This is a genomic window from Succinivibrio faecicola (assembly GCF_019448115.1).
In the GTDB taxonomy this organism is placed as follows: Bacteria; Pseudomonadota; Gammaproteobacteria; order Enterobacterales; family Succinivibrionaceae; genus Succinivibrio; species Succinivibrio faecicola.
This window is the reverse complement of sequence record NZ_JAGFNY010000001.1, coordinates 173,939-198,693: the sequence shown is the minus strand read 5'-3', so window position 1 is coordinate 198,693 and position 24,755 is coordinate 173,939. Positions and strand designations below refer to the sequence as shown.

21 protein-coding genes and 2 tRNA genes are annotated in these 24,755 nt (G+C 34.8%); 19 read left to right on the top strand and 4 right to left on the bottom strand.

Annotated features, from left to right (window positions below; genetic code table 11):
- The first annotated feature begins 1,142 nt into the window (after positions 1 to 1,142).
- From J5V48_RS00995 to J5V48_RS00930, 14 genes are all read left to right on the top strand, one after another.
- Positions 1,143 to 1,994, top strand: a complete 852-nt coding sequence (locus J5V48_RS00995; protein ID WP_219936019.1) for a MetQ/NlpA family ABC transporter substrate-binding protein — start codon at positions 1,143 to 1,145, stop codon at positions 1,992 to 1,994.
- A 48-nt stretch (positions 1,995 to 2,042) separates the two neighbouring features.
- Positions 2,043 to 3,065 (top strand): methionine ABC transporter ATP-binding protein, encoded by a 1,023-nt coding sequence (locus J5V48_RS00990; RefSeq protein ID WP_219936017.1) that lies wholly within the window; start codon positions 2,043 to 2,045, stop codon positions 3,063 to 3,065.
- A complete protein-coding gene (locus tag J5V48_RS00985; protein ID WP_219936015.1) occupies positions 3,058 to 3,732 on the top strand; it encodes a methionine ABC transporter permease in 675 nt (224 codons plus the stop codon). The genes J5V48_RS00990 and J5V48_RS00985 overlap by 8 nt, the downstream gene beginning before the upstream one ends.
- A gap of 52 nt (positions 3,733 to 3,784) precedes the next feature.
- Positions 3,785 to 5,155: an FAD-binding oxidoreductase gene (locus J5V48_RS00980; RefSeq protein ID WP_219936014.1), complete on the top strand. Its 1,371-nt coding sequence runs from the start codon at positions 3,785 to 3,787 to the stop codon at positions 5,153 to 5,155.
- Between the two features lie 14 nt (positions 5,156 to 5,169).
- Positions 5,170 to 6,336 carry a pyridoxal phosphate-dependent aminotransferase gene (locus J5V48_RS00975; protein ID WP_219936012.1) on the top strand — a complete coding sequence of 389 codons (1,167 nt, stop codon included), beginning with the start codon at positions 5,170 to 5,172 and terminating at the stop codon, positions 6,334 to 6,336.
- A 226-nt stretch (positions 6,337 to 6,562) separates the two neighbouring features.
- Positions 6,563 to 6,639: transfer RNA gene (locus tag J5V48_RS00970), tRNA-Pro, on the top strand.
- 23 nt (positions 6,640 to 6,662) lie between these two features.
- A tRNA-Pro gene (locus J5V48_RS00965) sits at positions 6,663 to 6,739 on the top strand.
- Positions 6,740 to 6,968: 229 nt separating this feature from the next.
- Positions 6,969 to 8,774, top strand: coding sequence for an AAA family ATPase (locus tag J5V48_RS00960; protein WP_219936010.1), 1,806 nt, complete (start codon positions 6,969 to 6,971; stop codon positions 8,772 to 8,774).
- Positions 8,775 to 9,326: 552 nt separating this feature from the next.
- Positions 9,327 to 10,121 carry a BON domain-containing protein gene (locus J5V48_RS00955; protein ID WP_219936008.1) on the top strand — a complete coding sequence of 265 codons (795 nt, stop codon included), beginning with the start codon at positions 9,327 to 9,329 and terminating at the stop codon, positions 10,119 to 10,121.
- A gap of 19 nt (positions 10,122 to 10,140) precedes the next feature.
- On the top strand, positions 10,141 to 11,799 hold the full coding sequence (locus J5V48_RS00950) for a hypothetical protein (protein WP_219936006.1): 1,659 nt from the start codon (positions 10,141 to 10,143) through the stop codon (positions 11,797 to 11,799).
- Positions 11,800 to 11,801: 2 nt separating this feature from the next.
- Positions 11,802 to 12,596 (top strand): penicillin-insensitive murein endopeptidase, encoded by a 795-nt coding sequence (gene mepA, locus J5V48_RS00945; RefSeq protein WP_219936005.1) that lies wholly within the window; start codon positions 11,802 to 11,804, stop codon positions 12,594 to 12,596.
- On the top strand, positions 12,574 to 13,029 hold the full coding sequence (locus tag J5V48_RS00940; protein ID WP_219936003.1) for an NUDIX hydrolase: 456 nt from the start codon (positions 12,574 to 12,576) through the stop codon (positions 13,027 to 13,029). The genes mepA and J5V48_RS00940 overlap by 23 nt, the downstream gene beginning before the upstream one ends.
- A 31-nt stretch (positions 13,030 to 13,060) precedes the next feature.
- Complete coding sequence (locus J5V48_RS00935; protein WP_219936001.1) at positions 13,061 to 13,696, top strand: IS607 family transposase; 636 nt, start codon at positions 13,061 to 13,063, stop codon at positions 13,694 to 13,696.
- Between the two features lie 8 nt (positions 13,697 to 13,704).
- The gene (locus J5V48_RS00930) at positions 13,705 to 15,102 is read left to right on the top strand and encodes an RNA-guided endonuclease InsQ/TnpB family protein (RefSeq protein WP_219935999.1); all 1,398 of its coding nucleotides are present in this window, start codon (positions 13,705 to 13,707) and stop codon (positions 15,100 to 15,102) included.
- 186 nt (positions 15,103 to 15,288) lie between these two features.
- Here J5V48_RS00930 and J5V48_RS00925 read toward each other — a convergent pair whose 3' ends face one another.
- Both J5V48_RS00925 and J5V48_RS00920 read right to left on the bottom strand, forming a co-directional pair.
- On the bottom strand, positions 15,289 to 16,731 hold the full coding sequence (locus tag J5V48_RS00925; RefSeq protein WP_219935997.1) for an SUMF1/EgtB/PvdO family nonheme iron enzyme: 1,443 nt from the start codon (positions 16,729 to 16,731) through the stop codon (positions 15,289 to 15,291).
- Positions 16,732 to 16,739: 8 nt separating this feature from the next.
- Positions 16,740 to 17,069, bottom strand: a complete 330-nt coding sequence (locus J5V48_RS00920) for a hypothetical protein (protein ID WP_219935995.1) — start codon at positions 17,067 to 17,069, stop codon at positions 16,740 to 16,742.
- Positions 17,070 to 17,565: 496 nt separating this feature from the next.
- Between J5V48_RS00920 and argC the strand changes: the two genes are divergently transcribed.
- The 4 genes from argC to J5V48_RS00900 all read left to right on the top strand — a co-directional run bounded on the left by argC (position 17,566) and on the right by J5V48_RS00900 (position 21,327).
- Positions 17,566 to 18,567, top strand: a complete 1,002-nt coding sequence (gene argC, locus J5V48_RS00915) for an N-acetyl-gamma-glutamyl-phosphate reductase (RefSeq protein WP_219935993.1) — start codon at positions 17,566 to 17,568, stop codon at positions 18,565 to 18,567.
- Positions 18,568 to 18,662: 95 nt separating this feature from the next.
- Positions 18,663 to 19,424, top strand: a complete 762-nt coding sequence (argB, locus tag J5V48_RS00910; protein ID WP_219935991.1) for an acetylglutamate kinase — start codon at positions 18,663 to 18,665, stop codon at positions 19,422 to 19,424.
- A 38-nt stretch (positions 19,425 to 19,462) separates the two neighbouring features.
- Positions 19,463 to 20,116, top strand: coding sequence for an N-acetyltransferase (locus J5V48_RS00905; RefSeq protein ID WP_288136355.1), 654 nt, complete (start codon positions 19,463 to 19,465; stop codon positions 20,114 to 20,116).
- Positions 20,116 to 21,327: an acetylornithine/succinyldiaminopimelate transaminase gene (locus J5V48_RS00900; RefSeq protein WP_219935989.1), complete on the top strand. Its 1,212-nt coding sequence runs from the start codon at positions 20,116 to 20,118 to the stop codon at positions 21,325 to 21,327. Before J5V48_RS00905 ends, J5V48_RS00900 begins: the two co-directional genes overlap by 1 nt.
- Before the next feature lie 98 nt (positions 21,328 to 21,425).
- Here J5V48_RS00900 and dapE read toward each other — a convergent pair whose 3' ends face one another.
- Together dapE and J5V48_RS00890 are read right to left on the bottom strand one after the other, a co-directional pair.
- Complete coding sequence (dapE, locus tag J5V48_RS00895; protein WP_219935988.1) at positions 21,426 to 22,574, bottom strand: succinyl-diaminopimelate desuccinylase; 1,149 nt, start codon at positions 22,572 to 22,574, stop codon at positions 21,426 to 21,428.
- A gap of 13 nt (positions 22,575 to 22,587) precedes the next feature.
- The gene (locus J5V48_RS00890) at positions 22,588 to 23,574 is read right to left on the bottom strand and encodes a bile acid:sodium symporter family protein (RefSeq protein ID WP_219935986.1); all 987 of its coding nucleotides are present in this window, start codon (positions 23,572 to 23,574) and stop codon (positions 22,588 to 22,590) included.
- Between the two features lie 197 nt (positions 23,575 to 23,771).
- Here J5V48_RS00890 and J5V48_RS00885 point away from each other — a divergent pair, with 197 nt between their 5' ends.
- Entirely contained in the window at positions 23,772 to 24,746 is a 975-nt protein-coding gene (locus J5V48_RS00885; protein ID WP_219935984.1) for a DUF1189 family protein, read from the top strand.
- The last annotated feature ends 9 nt before the right edge of the window (positions 24,747 to 24,755 follow it).

Below are 24,755 nucleotides of genomic sequence, written 5' to 3'. Positions count from 1 at the left end.
CTAATAGACGTGCAATACGTTAGAGTGGTTGTTGATTATAGAGTAGTGCAGATACAATAAAAGGCCACAAAGTGACCTTTTATCGTTTATTTGCTGTAGATCTTTTAGATCCATTCTCGACCATTTTCTGGTCTTTTTTTTATAAAATTTAATTCTTAAATAAACTACTCAATAGAGTAGAAAGTCCTTATGTTGTACGACTGCATGTAATAAATAAGACATATTACATTTTTAATGTTTAACACGATCAGTCTTTAAATGTTATTTTAAAGAAAGTGATCTGTTTTTGGATATGGTCTTTAAACAACATTGTGACAAAAGTAATAAAATTTTTTTAACATTCCATAAATTCTACTTATTACCTTTTCAAATATAAAGTATAAAAAAGAGCAGTCTAATTTAAAAAAAACAAAAAAAATGAAAGTCACTATATCAAATTGGCCCTATTCTTGTTGAAAATATGAAAGTGAAAATTTATAAATATGTAAATGAAAGAACTATAAATTTTTACGTATATTTATATATATTAAAACAATAGACAATAGATAACTAACTGAAATGCAATATAAATATATTATTTTATGATATATAAATATGAAATATTCTAAATATATTTATGTGTATTATTAGTTAAATTTTATAAAAATGAAATTTGTGAAAGTATACTTTTAAAAATGTAATTATTGAAATGAAATTTAATTACAAAATTATTGTGTTTTAAAAATGATATGAAAACGGATTGGGGTTTATGTGTGGGGTGAATAAAAATTCAATGTAAAGTAATGTAATATAAAACATTACAAATGTAATTTAGATATTCTTTAAAATTATATGATTATATTTGTTTATAACTAATATCTAACAATTTGTTATTTTGATTATTTATTCTTTCTTTTAAGTATTATTTATTCGGTTTTCTTTATTTCTTCTAAATTGATCAGATTTGGCAACTACTCTATTTTTATGACTCATTATTCATCATCGCTGTGCATATGCGTTTTAAAGCTTTTTAGACGTTATTTTTAAGTTATAGGAAATTCTTATATATACCTATTGATAAATAGTATTAGTTAATTTTTATAGATTTTGTATTATGTACGCATTGTTTGCTTCTATATGTATTTAAAACAGGAGATTGTTATATGAAGCTATTAAAGTATTTATCTAAGGTTTTTCTTGTTAGTTCTTTATCTTTAGCTGTTGTTTCCTGTGGTGACGATAAAAAGAGCGCATCAGTTGATGAAAACGGCATTCCTTCTGTTATTAAGGTTGGCGTTGTTCCTGGCCCTTACAGAGGAATGATTGATAAGCATATTCGTCCTATTATTGAAGCTAAAGGCTACAAGATTGAGTTTGTTGAATTTACAGATTATGTTCAGCCAGATGCTGCTTTGGATGCTGGTGATATTGATGTAAATCTCATGCAGCATCAGCGTTATCTTGATTCAATTGTTCAGAATCAGGGGTTAAAGCTAACATCTGTTATTAATGTTCCAACTTTAGGTCTTGGCGTTTTCTCTGATCAATACAAGTCATTTGATGAATTACCAGAAAATTCAAAGATTGGTATTCCTACAGATGCTGTTAACTTATCACGTGCTTTAGGTATTGCCAAGAAACTTGGAATTATTACATTAAAGGATGAGAAGTCAGAGCAGAAGGCATCTATTGCTGATATTGATGAAAACAAGAAGAATTATGTTTTCGTTCCAATGGAAGCAGCTCAGATTTCAAGATCACTTGATAGTATTGCTGCAGGCTTTATTCCAGGTAACTATGCATATGCATCAAATCTTGATTACTCAAAGGCTTTAGGTGTTGAAGATGTGTCAGAGCCTATCAAGAATGTTGTTGCTGTTGCAAAGAAAAACGAGAACACCATAGGTAAGCTTTTCAAGGATGCAGTAACCTCTGATGAGTTTGTTAAGAGTATTGAAAATGATAAGAATTTTGATGCCTTTACAAGACCACAGTGGTGGCCTGCTGCTAAATAAGAATTTTTAATTACTATAACTAATAAAAATCAGTCTAGGAAAAATAAAATGATTAGATTTGAAGATGTAAGTGTCAAGTTTACTCGTGATGATAAAACCTTCACTGCTGTAGACAAGGTAACACTTGAGGTAAAAAAAGGTGAGTTCTTCGGTATTGTAGGCTCATCAGGTGCTGGTAAATCAACTCTTGTAAGAACAGTAAACTTACTGCAAAGACCATCTTCAGGCAAGGTTTTTGTAAATGGTGAGGATATTACATCTCTTGATGGAGCTGCTTTATCTAACCTGCGTTTGAAGATTGGTATGATCTTCCAGCATTTCAATCTTGTTAAGAATGCAACTGTTTATGATAATGTCGCTTTTGCTTTAAAGGCTTCATCAACTCCTAAAAATGAGATCCCATTAAGAGTTTTAGAATTACTCAAAATAGTTGGTTTATCTGATAAGGCAAAACTTTATCCATCATCTTTATCTGGTGGTCAGAAACAGCGTGTGGCCATCGCAAGAGCTTTAGCTAACAATCCTGAGATTCTTTTGTGCGATGAGGCAACCTCAGCATTAGATCCTGATAATACAAAAGAAGTTGTTCAGACTTTAAAGAATATTAAGAATTCATATCCTATTACCATTCTGTTTATTACTCATCAGATGGAAGTTGCAAAGAGTCTTTTTGACAAGATTGCCGTGATGGATCATGGTAAGCTTGTTGAGGTTGGTTCAAGCTATGATATCTTTGCCCGTCCTACTAGTAACGCAGCTAAGAATCTTATTAATAAAAGCTTTGATGGAGTTGTTCCACAAGAAGTTTTAGATCATGAGCATTCTCTGTACCTAATTACCTTTAAGGAAGAAAACGCTTATGAAGCTGTTATTTCTGAAGTCTCAAGACGTTTTACAAATATCGATCTGAGCATCATTGCAGGAAATATTGAATATATCCAGCAAAAACCTTTAGGTCGTCTTCTGATTTCCTTAAGAGGCAATGATAAAGCACAATTCGATTCAGTACTTACCTTCTTAAAGGAAAAGGCTTATGTTCATGAGTTTAAAGGAGTGGTTGCAAATGTTTAATGAGATCTTAGATTCTACTCTGACTATTTTAAAAAATGAGCTTTGGAAAGCTATTTATGAAACAGCTATTATGTTAGGTATTTCCTTTGTTCTGTCACTTATTTTCGGTTCTGTTTTGGGGTTCCTTTTATATCTGACATCAAACAAGGCGTTCTTCCAGAAACCTGTTTTAAACAAGGCTGTTGCAGGAGTCATCAACTTTATCAGATCAATTCCTTTTATTATCCTTGTTGTGTTTACACTACCATTAACATTCTATATAGTAGGTACAAAAATCGGTCCTGTTGCAGCATCAGTTCCACTGTCAATTACAGCAACCGTATTTTTAGCAAGATTAATCGAAATCTCCTTAAAGGAAGTTGATCCGGGGGTTATTGAAGCAGCCCTATCAACAGGTGCAAGAAACTCTCTTATCATAAGAAAGGTTCTTTTAGTGGAGGCTGCTCCTGGTATTGTAAGAGGTATTACAGTTACATTCATCAGCCTTATCGGTTTCTCTGCAATGGCCGGCATGGTAGGCGGCGGTGGTATTGGTAACCTTGCAGTTCAGTATGGTTACTACAGGTATGAAACCGGTATTATGATCTTCACAATTATTGTTCTGGTATTGATTGTTCAGACAGCGCAGTACATAGGCGATCTTGTAGCGAAGAAACTATCTCATTAAGATTTGATAAATACAAGGAGAGGTAACTCTCCTTTTGTCATTTGAGGCAATTATGGCAGATTTAAAGCAGTTATTTGAAGGAAGAATTAAAGGTAGAGTTGTTTACGGCTCAGATATCGATAAAAAGTATCTGACTGATTTTGTAGGCTCTCATGTAGGCTTTGCTGATGCCTACGTTCTTGTATCAGATGAAGAAGATGTAAAGACTGTCCTTGAAATAGCCTATACCAATAAAATTCCCGTAGTTGTACGAGGTGCAGGAACAAATCTGTCTGGCTGTACTATTCCTGAAGGTGGCATTGTTCTTGATGTAAGCTCTATGAACCGCATTTTAGAGCTGGATGAAGAGAATCTAACAGTAACTGTAGAGCCAGGTGTTATCTTAAGAGATTTAATCGAATTTGTTGAAAAGCGCGGTTATCTTTATGCTCCTGATCCAGCTGAAAAAGGTGCTTCTATTGGTGGCAATGTTTCAACAAATGCCGGTGGTATGAGAGCAGTCAAATACGGTGTAACAAGAAATTATGTACTTGCACTTGATTTGTATAAAATCGATGGAACAAAGGTGCATTTAGGTGCTTCAACATATAAGTTTTCAGCAGGCTTAAATCTTCAACAGCTGATTGTTGGCTCTGAAGGTACTTTAGGTGTAATTACAAAGATTGTTCTAAAGCTTCTGCCAATGCCAGAATATACACTCAATACTGTTATTGCTTTTGATTCATTAAAGACAGGTATCAAGAACGTAAATGTTATTTTTAAAGCTCATTTAGATCCTACAGCTATAGAATTTGTTGAGAAAAAGGTAATAGCATACGGTGAGCAGTATCTGAATAAACAGTTCCCATGTCAGAGTGCAAAATCTTATCTAATCGTAACTTTAGATGGTGATAAATCATCTGTTTTAGATCGCTATCAAAGACTTAAGAGCGTTGTTTTATCAAATGGTGCAATCGAGGTTATCAGCCTTGAGAATGAAGCTATTGCAAAAGATGTATGGGAAATCAGAGGTGCTATTGCAAGAGCTGTAAATGCCTCAGGTCCCTGGGAGCCTATTGATATTGTTGTTCCTTTAAAGGCAATTACAGATTTTGTTGAATATGTAAATTACCTGACTGAAAACGGATATCCTAGAATTGTGGCCTTTGGTCATGCAGGCGATGGCAATGTTCATCTTTGTGTTCTCAAAGATTCAATTGATGATAAACTGTGGCCTGATATTCTTAAAAACACCATGGAAAAGCTTTATAAAAAAGCCTATCAGTTAGGCGGTGTTGCCTCAGGTGAACATGGTATAGGAAAGGATAAAAGAGAGTTCTTTTTACAAAATACAAATGAAGAATACAGAGCATTGATGACTGGTATTAAAAAGTCATTTGATGAATACAATCTTCTAAATCCGCATAATGGTTATGCAAATTAATAAGTGGAAAAAATATGATTCAATTAAGTGAGAGAACCAAATATTTTACTGATTCTGTCATCAGAAGAATGACTAGAGTGTGTAATCAGTATGGTGCATTAAATCTGTCTCAGGGCTTTCCTGATAATGATCCTCCTGTAGAGCTTATGAACAGTCTTTCTCATGTAGCCCATACTGGTCCTCATCAGTACGCAATCACATTTGGAAATCCAAAGACTCTTGAAGCTTTATCTGCAAAAATCGAGCATTTTTCTGGAATTCACTTTGATCCTGCAAGTGAACTTTGTATTACCTGTGGTGGTACAGAGGCTATGATGTGTGCTGTAATGGCAACTATAAATCCTGGTCAGAAGATAGCAATTTTCTCACCATTTTATGAAAACTATGGTGCAGATGCTGTTTTATGTGGAGCTACTCCTATTTATGTTCCTTTACATGTACCTGATTTCTCATTTGATCCAGTTGAGCTTGAGAATGCATTTAAGGATGGCGCTAAAGCATTAATCCTTTGCAATCCTTCAAATCCTTCAGGTAAGGTCTTCACAAGAGATGAGCTTTTAGAAATTGCAAAAATTGTTGAAAAATACGATGCATTTGTAATTACGGATGAAGTATATGAGCATATTATCTTTACCCCTCATAAGCATACATATTTTGCAACTCTTCCTGGCATGAAAGAGCGTACCATCATGTGTAACTCTCTTTCTAAGACATATTCAATCACTGGCTGGCGTTTAGGTTATGTGGCAGCTCCTTCTTATGTTATGGATAGAGTAAGAAAGGTTCATGATTTCTTAACTGTTGGTGCAGCAGCTCCTCTTCAGGAGGCTGTAATTGCAGGTCTTACCCTGCCAGATTCTTATTATGAAGGTGTACGTGATCTGTTCACTCACAGAAAAGAGCTTTTCTGTAATGGTCTTAAGGAAATTGGCCTTAAGTTCTATGAGCCTCAGGGTACATACTTTGTAATGGTTGATATAAGTGAATTTGGTTATGATGATGACTATGAGTTCTGTCTTGACCTTGCAAGGAATGTAAAGGTTGGTGCAGTACCAGGATCATCATTCTTCAAAGAGAAGGTAAACTCATATATGAGACTGCATTTTGCAAAATCAGATGAGACCTTAAAAGAAGCTCTATTCAATCTGTCAAAGATTAGAGAGCTCATAAAGAAAAAATAAAATTTAAAAGAGTAATTTATTTAAAGTTTAAGGCCGGAGCTACTAAAAAGCTCCGGTTCTTTTTTGTTTAAAATTAAGGTCGATTAGAAAAAAAATCATTCAGAAATAAAGGATGGCTTATTTATGCTAATTCTTTGTTTGTCTATGATTGATAAAGAAATTTTTTTATAAAATTCTAAAAAAAATGTTGACAGTAAAGGGCAAGATACCTATAATGCTCATCGTTCGGTGATTAGCGCAGCCCGGTAGCGCATCTGGTTTGGGACCAGAGGGTCGCAGGTTCGAACCCTGCATCACCGACCATTTAAAATTTGTTTAGATTTGTTCGGTGATTAGCGCAGCCCGGTAGCGCATCTGGTTTGGGACCAGAGGGTCGCAGGTTCGAACCCTGCATCACCGACCATCTAAAGTTTGAAAGAGATACAAAACGTAAGTTTTGTATTTTTTTTGTCTTCTATATTACTATCTTAATTTCTTCAAATCCTTTGTATATCGTAATAAGTTAACATTCTGCATTGAATGTCTATAGATTCATATAATGATTAAAAAATGGTGATTGCAAATATATCAAGTTGAATTAACAGTAAATTCAGCTAAAATACATACAGTTACTATATATTCTGGATATAAAAATGACCGAAAAGACATTCAAACCATTGCCACTTGGCAATGAGGACTTTGTTTCATTAAGAAACAAAGGTCATTACTATGTAGATAAAACTCCATATCTAAAAAAAGTCTTTACCGATCCTTCATCAGTACTTCTTTTCACAAGACCAAGACGCTTTGGTAAAACTCTTTTAATGGATATGTTTGCCACATATTTAACTATTGGCAAAGATGGCAGTGATAACAGAGAATACAAAGAAAAACTCTTTGATGGTCTTGAGATTCTAAAAGATAAAGAATTTACAAATAAATACATGGGGCAGTTCCCTGTTATTTTTATTTCTCTTAAAAAAGTTTATGGAGAAACATTTAAAGAGGCTTATGGAAAGCTTATTGAACTTGTTGCAGAGCTATGTGGTAACTTCAGTATATTGAAAGAAAGCTCAAAGCTCTCAATTGAGGACAAAAAAGTTTTATCAATACTGCGAGATCAGGTAAATCTGCTAAATCCTGATTACAAGTTTATTCTGACAGGTGCATTAAATACTTTATCAAATTTTCTGTACAAGCATTATGGCAAGAAAGTCATACTTTTAATCGATGAGTATGATGTACCTTTAGCAAAGGCATCAGAGAAAGGTTATCACGATGAGATGGTAACTCTTATAAGCCAGTTCTTTGATTTCATGAAAATCACACCTAATAACAAGAACACAGAATATCCAATAGAAAAGATAGTTCTTACAGGATGTCTTAAGGTTGCAAAAAACAGCATCTTTACTGGTGTGAACAACATCACTGTTAATACTGTGCTTTCAGAAAATAGCAGTTTTGATTCAATCATAGGCTTTACAAAAGAAGAAACAATACAGTTTTTAAAAGACTATGAGCTTGAAGAGTATGCAACGCTGGTTAAAGAAAATTATGATGGATACAGATTCAATGAAAAAGAGATGTTCTGTCCATGGGATGTAGTCAACTTTATAGCAGAGTCATTAGATAAGATTAGCTCTGGAAAAACAATATTACCTGGAAACTACTGGATAAACTCAACCTCAAGTAATGCATTATTATCATATGTAGGATATCTGACTGATAAGGCAACAGACAAGATGCAGTCACTGATGGATGGTTTGAGTATTGAAACCTATATCAATGATTCAATGAATTATGACACCTTATCAGAACATGAAGAGATAGATTTCTTCTCCCTTCTTTTGCATACAGGATATCTGACATCTGATGGTTATAGAGTTGTAAATGCAGATACACAAAAGCCAAAAGCAATCTATTCACTTAGAATTCCAAACCTTGAAATAAGAGAATGCTTTGAAACTAACATATTGCAGCATTTTAAAGAATCATCAACACAAGGTGAGAATAAAGCTATGCTTATAGCTAATGCTCTGTTTGAAGGTGATTGTGAAACAGCAAAAACCAATTTAAAAAAGCTACTTAAAGGATATGTATCTGTAAGAGATTTTGCAACAAAGGCAAAGAAAGAGAACTTCTATCATGGATTCTTATCAGGCGTATTCACAAACTGTTCTGATAGCATAAGCGATTATCAGTCAAACAGTGAATCAGGTGATGGTTATGCTGATATCGTCTTTAAAAATGAAAGTGAAGATACTGTTGTTATTCTTGAACTTAAAGCATCAAAAAATATTGAATCTGTAATAATTGACGCAAAAAATGCAATAAAACAGATTGATGATAAAGAATATGCAAAAAGTTATATCACTCATCCATTTGTAAACAAAATATACAGCTACGGAATCAGTTTCTATAAAAAAGACTGCTATATTGAATTGAAGAAGATAAAATAAACAGTTTTTTTATTAGTATCAGATAAAAACTCATCTTCAAAAGATAGGATCTTTTTTGTTAAGTTACTTACTAAAAGATCCTTTTTTATTTTTGCTTTTATTCGTAGAAAATTTTCTCCCAAATTATATATTTTTATCTTAAGTAAAACGGTTTCGATCATGTTTTTTATTTGAATTATTAAAAAATACTACTATTATTAAGAATAATTACTAATAAAATGAATTTTTTATAAGATTATTTAAATATTAATTTATCGAAAATTCAAACAGATAGATGTTTGGGTTAAAAAAATTTTTATTGATGTTGATCACAAATCTATTTTTGTGATATAGTTCACACACTCCTTATGTTTGTTTGATTGTTTCCCCTGAAATTAAATTTCAGGGGATTTTTCTTTTATAGCCCTCATTTATTTCTTTTCAAACTTCTCATTTTTTCATTGCTTTTCTTTGTATACGCTAATTGTTCTGATAATATAATTAACTTTAATAGTACATCAAAAAATTGAATTAAATATAAGAAAAACAATTAAATCATTTTGGAGTTTTAAAATGTCTTTTGGATATAAGAAGCTTTCTATTATTTTAGCTTTATTTGTATCTTCCCTAACACTCAATGGCTGTGTAACAATGCTTGTAGGTGGTGCAGCTGCCGGTGTAGGTGCTGTTGTAGGTTCTGATAGTAGAACTGTTGATGTTCAGGTTGACGATCAGAAGATTGAGAATGAGGCTTCAAGTTATCTTTCTAACGATAGAATGAGATCAGATCCTAAAGTTTTCCGTGTTGATGTTGTTTCTGTAAACGGAAATGTTCTGTTGGTTGGTCAGACTACTGATAAAGAATATTTAGACTGGGCTATAGGCTATATCAAGCAGATTAAAAATGTAAAAAGAGTTTTCAACTATGTTGAAAACAGAATGCCTATTTCTTCTCAGACAATTGCTCATGATGCATTCCTGACATCTAAGGTTAAGGGGGCATTGTTATTTACCAAGAAAATAAGCTCAGGCCGCTTCAAGGTATATACAGAGAATAGCGTTGTATATCTGCTAGGTTATGTAACCAAGGAAGAAGGTAAAAAGGCAAATATTCAGGCAAGTAAGGTTTCAGGCGTAAAGATTGTTCGTCCTATTTATGATTATATGGATGCATCAGGTACTCCTAATTCATCAGACGACGTTCCTGTAATTGGTAACACTACATCTTCTTCATCTTCATCTTCTGTTTCATCAACATCATCTTCCTCCTTAGCTTCAGAGGCTCAGAGCGGAATTGATAACGGTGGTGCAGTTTTACTTGAAGATGACGATCTGTTAGCACCAAGCTCACCTGCTTCTAGCCTTTAATCAAGGCAGAGGAGAGTAAATGTTAACCAGGGCTCTTTTACAGTCTTCATCTTCTCAGTCAACTGTTTATTTTGTTGATGTATATTCATCAAATGAAGGTGAGGCTGAGTACGCTCTTGAGTATGCTGCATTAAGCTTCTCTCCAGGCAAAGAGAACAGACCTGAGGTTTATGTTCATACATACCTAAAGCCTGATGTCACTCTGAATAAAATCAGATGGCCTGATGTTTATTCTGCAATAGGTATTACAAAAGAGCGAATCGAAAAAGATGATAAACTTCCTTCACTTGATGATATGTTATCAAGTGATTACCTTAAAAACAGATGTATAGTCTGTTTTGATGAAGGAATAGAGCCCGTTAATGCCATTGTTAATTCAGCAGGTGAATTTCAGAGTATTAAAAGAATGTGGGAAAAGACATTCTGCTCTGAACAAGCTAATTCACAGAAGGCATTAGAGTGCACAACACTCGATCAGATGTGTCGTTTCGTTGGTATTCTTGATGATAATGCAAAGAATACCAATTACACTCCTTTGCTCAAAAAACTTTATAAAATGGCAGCTTTGTGGGAGTTTTTAAACAACTGCATTGAAAATCCTAAACTAAAAAAGAATCTGTCATTAGGCAATCTTCAGATGAGTCTGATATGGCCTCTTCCTGATACCAAAAAACAGTGGTTTAATGTTGAGTGTGATTCTTTTGAGAGTACCACCGATGAGATGATTAACGAGCTTTTTGATGGTACCTTATCTGACAGAATCAACTGGTTTGAGCTTGGAATGTACGCTAACGACTGGGAGTTCAAGCGCAATGTTGCATTCTCATCCTCTAACCTGACCGGTGTAAACGATCTGGCATCATTTATCTTCACCAGAGTGATGAATTTTGATATTCAGCTGTGGGTACTGTGTTTTTATGCGCTTTATCAGCATAAGACTGAAGTTGCTAAGAATATTGCTTTAGCTCATGGCGATTTTTCATGTCTAAATTCAGCAAACAAAGAGCATTTTTCATATTTCATCATTGATAATCTCGATATATTCTTAAATCCTTCTCAGAAAAAGAAACTAATCTCATCTCTTGTCAGACAGTCTTTCAGAGCAAGAGCTGAAAAGAGCTATGAATATCTTGATTTTAAGAAAATGAAGAAGATTGATGAGAAGAACAGAACAGCTCAGAAATACTATTTCTTCAAGGAAGCACGCGATGCAAGGTATATAAGACAGAACTCAGGGCAGCTTCTGTTTATTAGCTTTGACGTTAAAGGTCGTGGAAAGGATAGAGAAGTATCATCTGATTATGCTGTTAATAATATTCAGTCATTCTATCTGCAGGCTAAGAATGTTTTTTCTGATATATGGGTAGGCTCTGATCTTAAAGTATGGCTTGAGTTTATTACTGGATATTCATTTACAGATATTGCTGCAGTTCCTAAATACAATGATTCAGACGAACTTAAGGATATAAGAAAGCTTTTATCTGAAATTCTTCAGAAAGAGGCTTATCCATACTTAGCAGATCTGTACAATTTTCTTCAAAACTGCGTAAATCTTGTAAGACAGCGTTCATTAGAACCTGTTGAGAAAACATATTGTTTCCAGGAGATTTCTATTCTTTTCAAAATTAATCCACCTGCAAGACTTGGTTTTCTTAAAAAGCTGTTATCTTTCTCGTAATTATGAAGTTTGTAAAGATTATTCTTTTTGGTTTTCTTGTAATTTGTTCTCTTGGCGCTTTTTGTTCTGAGGTAATTGGCTCTTATGCGAACGGATGTATTGCAGGTGCTAAACCTCTGCATTCTGGAGAGCACTATCAGATTCAAAAGTGGGGCAAAGACAGAAACTATGGTCATCCATCATTGCTTTCTTTTATTAAAAATTTATCTGTAAAGGCTAAGAAGAATAAACTTCCTGCATTGCTAGTAGGTGATCTGTCATCCCCGGTTGGCGGTTCTTTTGGTCCTCGTTCAAATCATGGATCTCATCAGTCAGGTCTTGATGTAGATATATCTTTTGATTTTGCAAATCATAAAAAGACAGAATATGAGCTGTCTCATCCAAAGGAAATCTATATTGTTGATACTAAAAACAATAAGACAAAGCAATTTAATCAGAATCATGTAAAACTAATTTATCTTGCAGCATCAGATCCTAAGGTTGAAAGGATCTTTGTAGCTCCAGGAATAAAAAAGACTTTATGTGATCTTTACAAGAACGAAGATAGAGCTTGGCTGTCAAAAATAAGACCATGGTTTGGTCACAGAGCTCATATGCATGTTCGTCTTAAGTGTCCTGTTGATTCGCCATCATGCCAAAAGCAGGATCCTGTTCCATCAGGCGATGGCTGTGGTGCAGAACTATACAGCTGGCTTCATCCAAAGGCACCTGATCCAAAAAATAAGACTTATGTAAAAAAGAAAAAAGTCCCACCTAAAAAATGTCAGAAACTTTTTGAGTCTTATAAGAAAAGCTGATATTTTAGGCAAAGCATTTAAAAACATCATGGTTAGAACAAAATCAGAACTTACAACTGTCTGTTATCTTGAAAAAGATGATTGCTATCTTATGCTTCACAGAGTGAAGAAAGAAAAAGACATTAATAAGGATAAATGGATAGGTATAGGTGGACACATTGAGGATGGAGAATCTCCTGATGAGTGCATTGTTCGTGAAACAATGGAGGAAACAGGACTTACTCTTAATTCATATGCACTTCGTGGCATTATAACCTTTGTTTCAGACTGCCATTGTGTTGTATATATGTTTTTATATACTTCAGATGATTTTTCTGGTGTAATGAATACTCAATGCAGCGAAGGTGATCTTGAGTGGTTTAAAAAAGATAGGATTTTTGATCTGCCTTTATGGGTAAATAACAGTTTAATTAAACATATAAATAGTTTATAATATCTAAATAATTATTTTTAGATTTAGACTTATGAATAAGATTATTTCAATAGGACAAGCAGCAAAATTATTAGGTGTTCATGTTCAGACGTTAAGAAATTGGGAAAAGTCAGGTAAATTAAAACCTGACAGTATTTCTCCAGGTGGTACAAGACGATACAACCTTGAACATATTCTTCAATTATCTGGAAAAGAAATACCAGTTCAAGGTGATAACAGATATACTGTCGCTTATGCTAGAGTAAGCAGTCACGATCAGAAAGATGATTTAAAAAGACAGGCTCAGGTTCTTGAATTATACTGTGCTGAGCATGGTTATCAGTTTGAAATGATAACTGATCTAGGATCAGGAATGAATTATTATAAGAAAGGACTGACTTCTTTAATCAATAAGATCTTAAATAATGAAGTAAAAAGACTGGTATTGACGCACAAGGATAGATTACTAAGATTTGGAGCAGAGCTTATATTCTCAATTTGTGAAGCTAAAGGTGTAGAGGTGGTTATTATAAATCGAGGAGAAGATAAGCCAAGTTTTGAAGAGGATTTAGCAAAAGATGTTCTTGAAATCATAACAGTATTTTCAGCAAGATTGTACGGAAGCGGAAGTAAAAAGAATAAGAAATTATTAGATAGATTAAAAGAAGCAGCAGAAACTGACAGGTAAAAGGAAGAATGATTGTAGGACAGGTTATTGAGCTAAGAGCAAACAATAAGTTTATTACTTATTGTCGAAAGGCTTTTGGAGTCAGAAGATTTGCCTACAACTGGTGCGTAGAAAAGTTTAATAAGGATTATGCAGCACACTGTGCAGCGATGAGTAAATATAATAAAGAATTATCAGAATATAAAAAATCACCACTCCAATTTACACAGGAACCAGAGAAACCAAAACTACCTACATGGCAGGACTACAAGAAAGAGTTTAATGCAATCCGTAAGGAAAAATATCCTTTTACATACGAGGTAACAAAATATGCCTCACAGCAGAGTTTCATTAATTTTGGACAAGCAGTATCAAAATACTTTAGTAATGTAAAAAATAAGAAGAACAGCAAAAGGAAGGTCGGTTTTCCTGCATTTCAAAAGAAAAGCTATCATCGAGGCAGATTCTACATTGGAGGAGACCAAGTAAAAATTGTTATAGGGAAAACATGCTCAAAGAAGTTAGAAAATCACAGTAATAAACAGTATTTGAATATACCAAACTTCGGATACGTACAGCTGAAAGAAAAACTCAGATTCAATGGACACATCAACAGTGTAACAATCTCCCAGAGAGCGGACCGAATTTTTGCATCATTCAGTGTAGAAATATCTGAAGAAGAATATCAAAGAACACATAAGGCAGCAGTGCAAAATAATACTGCAGTTGGTATTGATTTAGGAATAAAATCCGCACTGATGTTATCAGATAGAATCAGTATTGACGCACCAAAACCATTAAGGAAAAAGCTTAGAAAACTTGCAAAATTACAAAGACAGCTTAATCGAAAGAATCACCCAAGAACCAAAGGTGATAAGACGAAGGTGTCTTGTAATTATATAAAGCAATCTAAAAAAGTAAGTAAGCTATATTGTTCTATCACCAATATACGAAATGATTTTACTCAAAAGATAACAACAATTCTGGCTAATCACTATGAATACATCTGTATGGAAAATCTAAACGTAAAAGGGATGATGGCAAACAAAAAACTTGCCAGGGCAATAAGTGATATTGGCTTTTACAAGATTAAACAAAATCTTAAATACAAAATGGAAAGTAAACATCGATTTCTACAAGAAGTTGATATGTTTTTTGCAAGCTCAAAGTTTTGCAGTAAGTGTGGTGCACTAAAAAAAGAATTAACACTCAAAGATCGAGTCTATGAATGTCCTGAATGTGGAATAACTATAGACCGAGATTTGAATGCAGCAATAAACCTGAGACAACAGATAAAAAACGTAGGAGCAGCTAGCTCCGAACTTAAGCCTGTGGAGCTGACGGCTCTGTTATCTGATTTAGTAATAAATGGGATAGCAACCAGCAGTTGTGAAGCAGGAATTAGGTTAAAAGATTATAATTATTAACAATTTGTATAATTTTATAGTTTTTTGTAGATCCTAATTAGCGGAAGGCGACAAAGTTTTCTTTCATCTTCTTAAGACAAGAAAAGACTTTTTCTCCTTAAAGCTGGTTTATGAAGGCGAAAACCTTGTTCAGTGCATTCTTGATGGTAAGAGCATTAATCATAAAGAGTTTTGCTCAAAAAAGCCTTAATTCTGTAACTCAAGAGTGTAAGGATTAATGATTTCTGGCATAGAACGATAGCTTTTTATTGTGCCTGTAACACAGACCTTCTTGCCTGAATAATCATAAATATTGCCGTATTTGTACATCTTGTTGATATATACGACAAATTTCTGATTAGGGTATCTTCCTCCAAAGTTCAGATATCCCTGATTGTTTTTTACCTTAACCTGATAAACGAATCCGCAGACTTTCTTAAATTGGCCGATATAAACTGCAGCCTTGTAAGGCGATATATATCTGTAATTATCCGTATCCTTTTGTTTTTTGTTTGCATCAAATGCATTTTCTTTTACACTAAACGCAAGATTAGACGTGTTTTTTTGCTCATCATCTTGTTTTATCATTGTTTTTCTTGAAGCATTCTTTTTGATAACGTCTGATTCAAGCTTCTTTAGAGTTTCTCTATCAAGAGTAACAGATACGTTGAGCATGAGTCGCATGCCTGTATCTTCAGCTTTTGTAGGATTGCCATTTGTATAGCGTTTTTTTTCTGTTCTAAGTGAGTTTGTCATTAGAGAAAAAGGTGTAAGAATACTGCCTCCACGTACAGTACTTCCGCCTTTCTGAGCTAAAAGATCACCTTGTACTGTTGCCTGAAAAGGCTCATCCATATACTCTTGAACATTTCCAAGCATGTCAAATAGACCAAGGTCAGATGGAAGTTTCATTCCAATTACCTGAACCTTGCCATTTGAACTGTCAGGACCATAACCCCAGGCATAATCCTTAACTGTTTTTGACGGATCGGCTAATCTTGTATCATCCTCAAGACTGTTTTTATTTACACTAAGACCGCCTCTTTGAGCAAAAGACCAGTAGCATTCATATGGTAATGAAGCATAAGCCTTTTCATTTTGTACTTTTGGTGTCTTGTCTGATTTTTGAAGAAAATCAGAATAAATCTTTGCTACGTTTCTTGCCTCATCGATGCTGATATTGCTCATTGCTACAGCATCCTTTACTGATGGAGTACTCTTGCACTTATTAAGGACTATTGCTTCATATTGTCCTTTGGTAAGCTCATATTTTGACAGATAGAAAAAGTTTCCTTTACTGTCTGAAAAGTTTCCTCGAACATTGCATTTTCTTTTTGACTGTATTGCTGCATTTAGAGGATCTTCTGAGCCGTCAAAAAATGTATATCCATTGGTCATATCACTGTCTGATAGATCATTTGTATAAATTTTTCTAAATACAATGTTGTATTTTTCTGATCCGCAAGGAAGAGGCAGAACAAGATCATCTTTCATAGGATGAGGGTTAAAAACAGACTTTTTTATGCTTTTATCAATTACAAAAACAAAATCCTTTTCTTTTGCATAAGATGCATTAAGTGACACAGATAAACAAATACCTGCGATTTTCAGGACTGTAAAAAGACGATTATTCTTGGTTTTCTTTTTCAATTCAAATCCTATTTCATGATCATTATTGATTTTGGATTCTTGTGCATTGGAATATTCTTATAAAGTTCGATTTTTCCGTGAGAGCAGATCTTTTTACCTGCTACCTTTTTAAGATCGATGTAGTTTTCTTTTTGGGTTATAAAAAGATAAAAAGTCTGATTTGGGTATTTCTTTTCAAAGTTCACATAAGTGATTCCATTTTTTGTAACCACCTGAACAGCTTTTGCACATACAGTTTGAGTTCTGCCTTTATGATAAGCTGCCTGTTTTGGCGTAATAAAGTCAGAAGCAAAAGAATTTAGTGAAAAAATCAAAAGCAATAAAAAAATCTTTTTCATATAAATATCCTTTGGTTATACAAAACTCATATTTAGTTAAATTAGATATTTTTTCAACTTATATTTCTGATTTTCTGGTCACTGTCACAACAAAGTTTTTATTAAAAGGTGCAGTACTACCATACTTTTGTGTGATAAAAGCATTCAAAACAGGATTTTTTAACAATCTTATATTGTCTTGAAAGAATATGCTTTGATGCTCCTTAATCAGTCAGATAAACAGCTTTGCTATTGCAGTTTTCAATGGTACAAAACAGCAGATGAACATGCAGATTAAAAGTAGAACGTCAGGATCATCTTTGCTTTGCTAGTTGAGAATGTCAGTTTTCTTCCTTTTGAGTGCAAATTCTTAATTCTACAGGTGAAAATACACATATGAGGCGTGTGTTTTCATCTTTTTGGTGCATAAAATTATGAATAAATATAATTTACAATTTGTATGTGTTTTCAAGTAGACTAGCAGATTATTACTTAAAATAAGGATCGGAGTTATCTTATGAAAAAAGTTGCCATTGTTGGTGCTTCTGGTTATGCAGGCTGTCAGCTTGTAAGAATGATTAGTAAACATTCAAATCTTGAATTAACTGCACTTTTTGTTTCTGAAAACTCAGCTGATAAGGGCAAGAAGATCAGTGAGCTTTACGGTTCATTAGATGGTATCTGCTCATTATCTTTAGAGCCACTGTCATCTGCAAAGGATATTATCGGAAGAGCAGATGCTGTATTTTTAGCAACAGATCATAAGGTAAGCCACGATCTTGCTCCTTCTTTAGTTGAAGCTGGAATAGCAGTATTCGATTTATCAGGTGCATTTAGAATTTCAGATACATCTGTTTTTGAAAGTGCTTATGGTTTTGCTCATGAGCATACTGATCTTTTAAAGAAGGCTGTTTATGCTTTAGGCGAGTATGTAAATCTTGATGAACTTAGAAACACCAGAATGATTTCTCTGCCAGGCTGCTATCCTACAGCATCACAGTTGGCACTTCGTCCATTAATTGACAATAATCTTCTTGATTTAAATTACAGACCATCTATTAATGCAATCTCAGGTGTATCAGGTGCAGGTAGAAAAGCCAAACTTACAAATTCATTCTGTGAGGTTAGCGTAAATGCATATGGTGTATTTACTCACCGTCATCAGCCAGAAATTGCTGAGCACTTAGGAACTGAAGTTATATTTACACCTCATCTGGGTGATTTTAAGCAGGGTATTCACGCAACTGTTAATGCAAAATTAAAAGATGGTGTAACAAAGCAGATGGTTGACGATGCCTTTGCATACTATAAGAACAAGCCTCTTGTAAGAGTAAAGGATGGTATGCCTAAACTTCAGGATGTTCAGTACACTCCATTTTGCGATATCGGCTATGCTATGAAGGATGGCTATATCGTAGTATGCTCATGTATTGACAATCTTTTAAAGGGAGCTTCAGCACAGGCACTTCAGATCCTGAACCTGTACTATGGCTTTGATGAATTAGAAGGACTTTTATAAGTCATTTTATTCACATTGAGAAAAATAATTGTATAATCAGATGTGACAGCGATGTCACATCTATGTCTATGTTTAATCACATTTGTTAAAGAAAAATGACACAAGATACAGTAGTAGTAAAATTAAGTGGAAAAGCTTTAGGTGGAATTGAAGAATTATCAAAGCTTTTCAAAGCTGCGAATTCACACAGACTTGTTGTTGTTCATGGTGGTGGCGTAGAAGTTGATGCCCTGTTCAAGGCCTTAAAACTTGAAGTTGTGAAAAAAGATGGTTTACGTGTAAGTCCAAAAGAGCAGATGCCATATATCAGTGCAGCTCTTGCAGGACAGTGCAATAAATCACTGCAGGCTTTAGCTATCAGCAATGGCCTGAATGCAATTGGTATTCTTGCTTCAGATGGCAAGACTATTAGTGTTTCACAGCTGTCTTCTGACCTTGGAATGGTAGGTGCCGTAGAGCCAGGTGATGGAAAGTTTCTGAATCTGCTGCTTGATAACGGCTATACCCCGGTCATTGCTTCTTTAGCTCATGATGACAACGGTGAGCTTTATAATGTTAATGCAGACGATGCTGCATTAGCTATTGCACGTGTGCTTAACGCTCCTTTATATTACATTTCTGATGTACCAGGTGTTCTTGATAAGAATGGTAATCTGATTGAAGAGCTTGATGAAGAAAAAATGAATGCTCTTATTGCAGACGGTACCATTTCTGGTGGTATGACTGTCAAGGTTAAATCAGCTTTAGATGCCACAAAGCTTATCAAGAAGAATGTATACATCGCATCCTACAAAGATGAGAATCTTGCTATGAACCTAATTTCACGGCGACCTCTTGGAACTGTTTTTAAGGCATAAATTTTTAGTTTCAGGATTTGTTGTGGAGTTTTGTGATAGTGGAAAACTTAGTTAAAGATTCAAATTTCGTTCTTTTAGATGAATTAAAGCAGAATACCTTAGAAGAGATTTACGACAAGGTTGTTACCTTAAATCAGAGTGGCAAGATGTCAAAAGATGATCTTGATACCATTACAGGTGCCCTTGTAACTTTAAATCAGGTGTTTTTAAAGCAGGAAAAGGCTAATTTCATCGTTCGTCAGGCAACCCTGGCTGATGTTGACTCACTTATGGAAATGATTGAGTACTGGGCAAAGCAGGGACAGAATCTTCCAAGAAAGCGTAATGATATTATCAGAGGTATTCAGACTTTTGCCGTATGCGTAAAGGATGAGCAGGTTGTAGGCTGTGCCTGTCTTTATGTATATGACTCCGGTCTTGCTGAAATACGCTCTTTAGGTGTTTCACCTGTTATTCAACGACAGGGTCAGGGCAGAGCAATTGTAAATTATCTTTTAAAGCGTGCTTCAAAGATGTTTATCCAGAGAGTATTCGTTTTAACCCGCTCTCCAGAGTTCTTCTCAAAGGTTGGATTCCAGAAGACTGTTATTGAGGCTTTACCAGAAAAGATTTTAAAGGATTGTGAAAACTGCCCAAAGAGAGCTGAATGTGACGAAGTTGCATACATCTACAATATGAAGGATCACCAATAATGAAGATTACAAGAAATACATTCAACGAGGTCATGTTCCCTTGCTATAACCCAATGAACATGGTTATCAAAAAAGCTCATGGCTCATATATTTATGATAACGAAGGCAATAAGTACCTTGATTTAACTTCAGGTATTGCTGTTAACTGTCTTGGTCATACACCATCAGATGTTCAGAAAGTTATCAAAAAGACAGTAAAGAATCTTATTCATGTAAGTAATATCTTCTGTAATGAGTACACTCTTACACTTGCTAAAAAGCTTGTTGAAAAGACCGGTTATCAGAAGGTTTTCTTTGTAAATTCAGGCGCTGAGGCAAATGAGACAGCCTTAAAACTGGCACGTCGTGTTGCTTTTGATAATTATGGTGCTGACAAAAACGAGATCATCTCATTTGTAAACAGCTTCCATGGCAGAACATTCTTCTCAGTGACTGTAGGAGGTCAGGAATCATATTCAGATGGTTTTGGTCCAAAACCTGCTGCTATCACCCACATTCCATTTAATGATGTAGATGCTTTCAAGAAGGCAATTTCAGATAAGACCTGTGGTGTTATTCTTGAGCCTATTCAAGGTGAGGGTGGTATTCTAAAGGCTGATGATGAGTTTTTAAAGACCGTAAGAGAGCTTTGCACCAAGTTTAATGCTGCATTAATCTTTGATGAGGTTCAGACTGGTGTTGCACGTTCCGGTACCTTATATGCTTACGAGCAGACCCCGGTAAAGCCTGATATTCTAACTTCAGCAAAGGGGCTTGCTGCAGGTTTACCTATCGGTGCTGTTATGACTACTGATGAGTTTGCAAAGCACTTTGTTCCTGGTACTCATGGTTCAACCTTTGGTGGTAATGCTTTAGCATGCTCAGTTGGCTCATATGTTATAGACGTTGTTTCAAAGAGTGAGTTCCTTGAGAACGTTAAGAAGATGAGCTCATACATTACTGATAATGTTATGAAGCTTAACGAAAAGTACAATGTATTCAAGACTGTTCGTGGTGAAGGCTTACTTCTAGGTCTTGTTCTAAATGACAAGTATTCAGGAAAGTCAGGTGTTCTTCAGAAGAAGTGTTTTGAACAGAAGCTTCTTACATTGGTTGCTCACGGTGATGTTCTTCGTTTAGCTCCTGCTCTTAATATCAAGAAGAAAACTGTAGATGAGGCTATGAAGCTTTTAGATAAGGCCTTAGCTGCATTTGTAAGCGAGAATGCCTAATCATCGATAGTTAAGCCTGAATTATCAGGCTTAAAAAAGGTCTGCTCATTAAATGAACAGACCTTAATTTTTTTATAAGCCCCTTTTTTTCTTAAAATCTACTTCATAAGTTTTTCAAGAGTTTTTACATAGATTCTAGTAAGTGAATCAAGATCTTCTGTGCAGACCATTTCATTTACCTTGTGTATAAGATTTGACACTGGACCGAATTCAACTGTCTGAGTGCCAAGATGTCTAATGAATCTACCATCAGATGTACCACCTGAAGTGCCAAGAGATGGTGTAATTCCTGTAACTTCAATAATAGAGGCTTTTAGAGCATCGATAAGTAAACCCTCTTTTGTTAAGAATGGTTTGCCTTCTTCTCTAAAATCCATTGTGCAGTCAATACCACAGGATTTTGCAACTTCCCTTACATGCTTTTCAATTTTCTCAGGGGTCTGTAAATCGTTCCATCTAAAGTTGCATCTTAATGTGCAAACTCCGGGAATAACATTATCAGCACCAGTACCTGCACTTATGTTAGATACCTGAAAAGAAGTTGGTGGGAAGAATTGTGTACCATTATCTATAGGATTATCAAGCATTGCACTAATAAAACGGGATGCTTCAAAAACAGCATTTTTTGCATGCTGTTCCAAAGCTGCATGACCCTGAATACCATTTACAACAATAGTAGCATTCAGATCGCCTCTTCGACCGTTTTTAATTGAGTCTCCGAAAACCTCATCACAAGAGCACTCGCCTATAATGCAGTAATCAGGGATGATGTTTTCCTTTTTTAAAAACTCAACTACATAAGGAGTTCCGCCTACGGCATCTCCTTCTTCATTAGATGTTAATAAAAGACCTATAGTACCTTTATGGTCAGGTTTTTGCTCTATATATTCAAGCATCGCGCAGATCATAGCTGCATCGCCACCTTTCATATCAGAGCTGCCTCTGCCATACAGATAGTGTTTACCATCATCTTTAGTGATGATTTTTCCACTAAAAGGAGGGTAGTCCCAGGTTGTTTCATCACCTGTAGGAACTACATCTGTATGACCTAAAAACAAGGTTAATGGAGCACCTGTACCATGAAAAGCCAGCAGATTTTTAGTTCCGTTGGAACTTATGAATCTTATGCTAAATCCATAAGGCTCAAGAATCTTTGCAATCAGATCCTGACAACCGTTGTCATCAGGTGTAACTGACTTTATACAGACAAGTTCTTTTGCAAGATTTACTGTTTTGGAAAGCTCCATTTGTTATCCTTTACTATTCGCTTTTAAGCTCAGTCTGACTGTCAGTTTCTTCAGCTTCTTTCTTGTCAAACCATGCAAAGATATTTGCAAGGATAGTACCAGAAATAGAGTGCCATACGCATGATACTGCAGATGCGATAGCAGCTTCAGCTGATGTTGGGAAGAACTTGCCGCAAAGACCTGTTGCAAGACCTGCATTCTGAACACCAACCTCAATTGCAAGTGTTCTCTTCTTGGCTTTGCTCATCTTGAAGAAGCGACCAGCTAAGTAACCTAAGATATAACCTGATGCATTGTGTAAGAAAATACATGCAAAGATGATTAGGCCTGACTGTAAGAATTTCTCACCGTGTACAGAAATTACACCACCAACAATCAGTGCAAAGCCAATAACAGCAACACCAGGCATAACTTCTCTTACTTTCTTGAAGAACTCATACTTGTGGAAAAGGATGTTACAGATTGAGCCTACGCCTACAGGAAGAATAGTAACAATAAGCATGAACTGAATCATTGGAAGTAGAGCAAATTCAATTTTCTCGCCTACAAGGTAGCTTACTAATAAAGGTGTTGCAAGAGGTGATACGATTGTTGAAACTGTTGTCATACCAACTGAGAAGGCAACATCACCTCTGCAAAGGAAACTCATAATATTTGAAGATACACCACCAGGGCAGCATCCAACAAGAACAAGACCTAAGGTAAGTTCTTCTGAGAGGTTAAATGCATTTGCAATAGCAATTGCAATAATAGGCATAATTGTATACTGAGCAATTGCACCTACCAGAATATCAAAAGGTCTTTGAGCTAGGATCTTGTAATCCTGACGGCCAAGTGTCATACCCATTGAAAGCATGATAATACCAAGTATTAATGTCTGTGTATTACCTTTTACAAAGGTGCATGACTGTGGAACAAAATAAGCAAAAACAGCTGTTCCGATTACGAATAATGCTGTGTATTTTGCAAGATATCTGCTTGCAAGTAATAATGCTGACATGAATATTTACCTGTTAGTTTTCTAATTTATAACTATGTCCAGAAGACTAACATATTTAACGGCAAATCGTATAAAAATACAACTGCAGTAAAATTTATGATTTTTTGCACCGAATATATGCAAGAGACCACATAAAAAACAGTTTCTTTTGTGTTTTTTGTGTTAATCTAAAGAAAAAACACAGAAGTTATGAATATATGAACAATTTTATAAATTTTATTTCATCACCGATTCGTGCTTTGTATTCGGTTTCATTCTATTTTGAAGTCCTGTTTAAAAAAAGAGGACAGGGAATTCTTTTTCTTCTGTATCTTGCAATATTAGTTTCAATTCCATCAACAATAAAGCTTTGCAGTACTATTTCATTTCATCTTGAAAATAATGTTATCTATGTGGCAAATCAGATCCCAAAGACCTATCTTGACAGAACAGGTACTTTAAGAACATTTGATAAAAACGAGTCTTTCAAGCAGATATATACAGAAGATGGTGTACTTGCTGTTGTCTTTAATATTGAAGATAGAATGTATGAATCTCAGAGTGAACCTATCATTGAATTCAATTCAAAAACATTCAGACTCAACTATGCAAAGGGGACTGTATTAAGATATGTTGATGCACTTGGTCCTAAAGGATCATTAAACGATCTTTTAGAGCCTTATACTTTAAAATCCTTAGCTGATATGGCAAATGCCTTTGCATTCTTGTTCTACGCTCTGGCTGCTTTTGTCATGCTTGGCCTGAATGTGGTTCTAACAGCAGCACTGTCTAATTTCTTGTTTACTATTGTTGGAAAAATCAAAACAAGTTTTGGCAACCTTTTAAGACTGTCCTGCTATGCAAATACCATATGTGCAGTAGTAATGACACTTCAGATCCTGTTTAATGTGACATTTTCATATCTTGTAATGATGTTACTTCCAATGATCTATATGATCCTCTTTGTAAAAACATTCCACTATGAGCTGGTAAATCATGGAATTGAGGGGTTTATAAAACAGCATGATCTTAAAAATGCCAAAGTTGTCAGCAAAAAATATGATAGCAATGGCAACTTGGAATCATCAGAAGATCACTTGGAAAATGAATCTGATAAACTCAATGTATCTGATGATTCATCAGATAAGGATGATAATAACAAAAACAACAAGGGCGGTTATTTCGCTCCATAAGGATTAAAT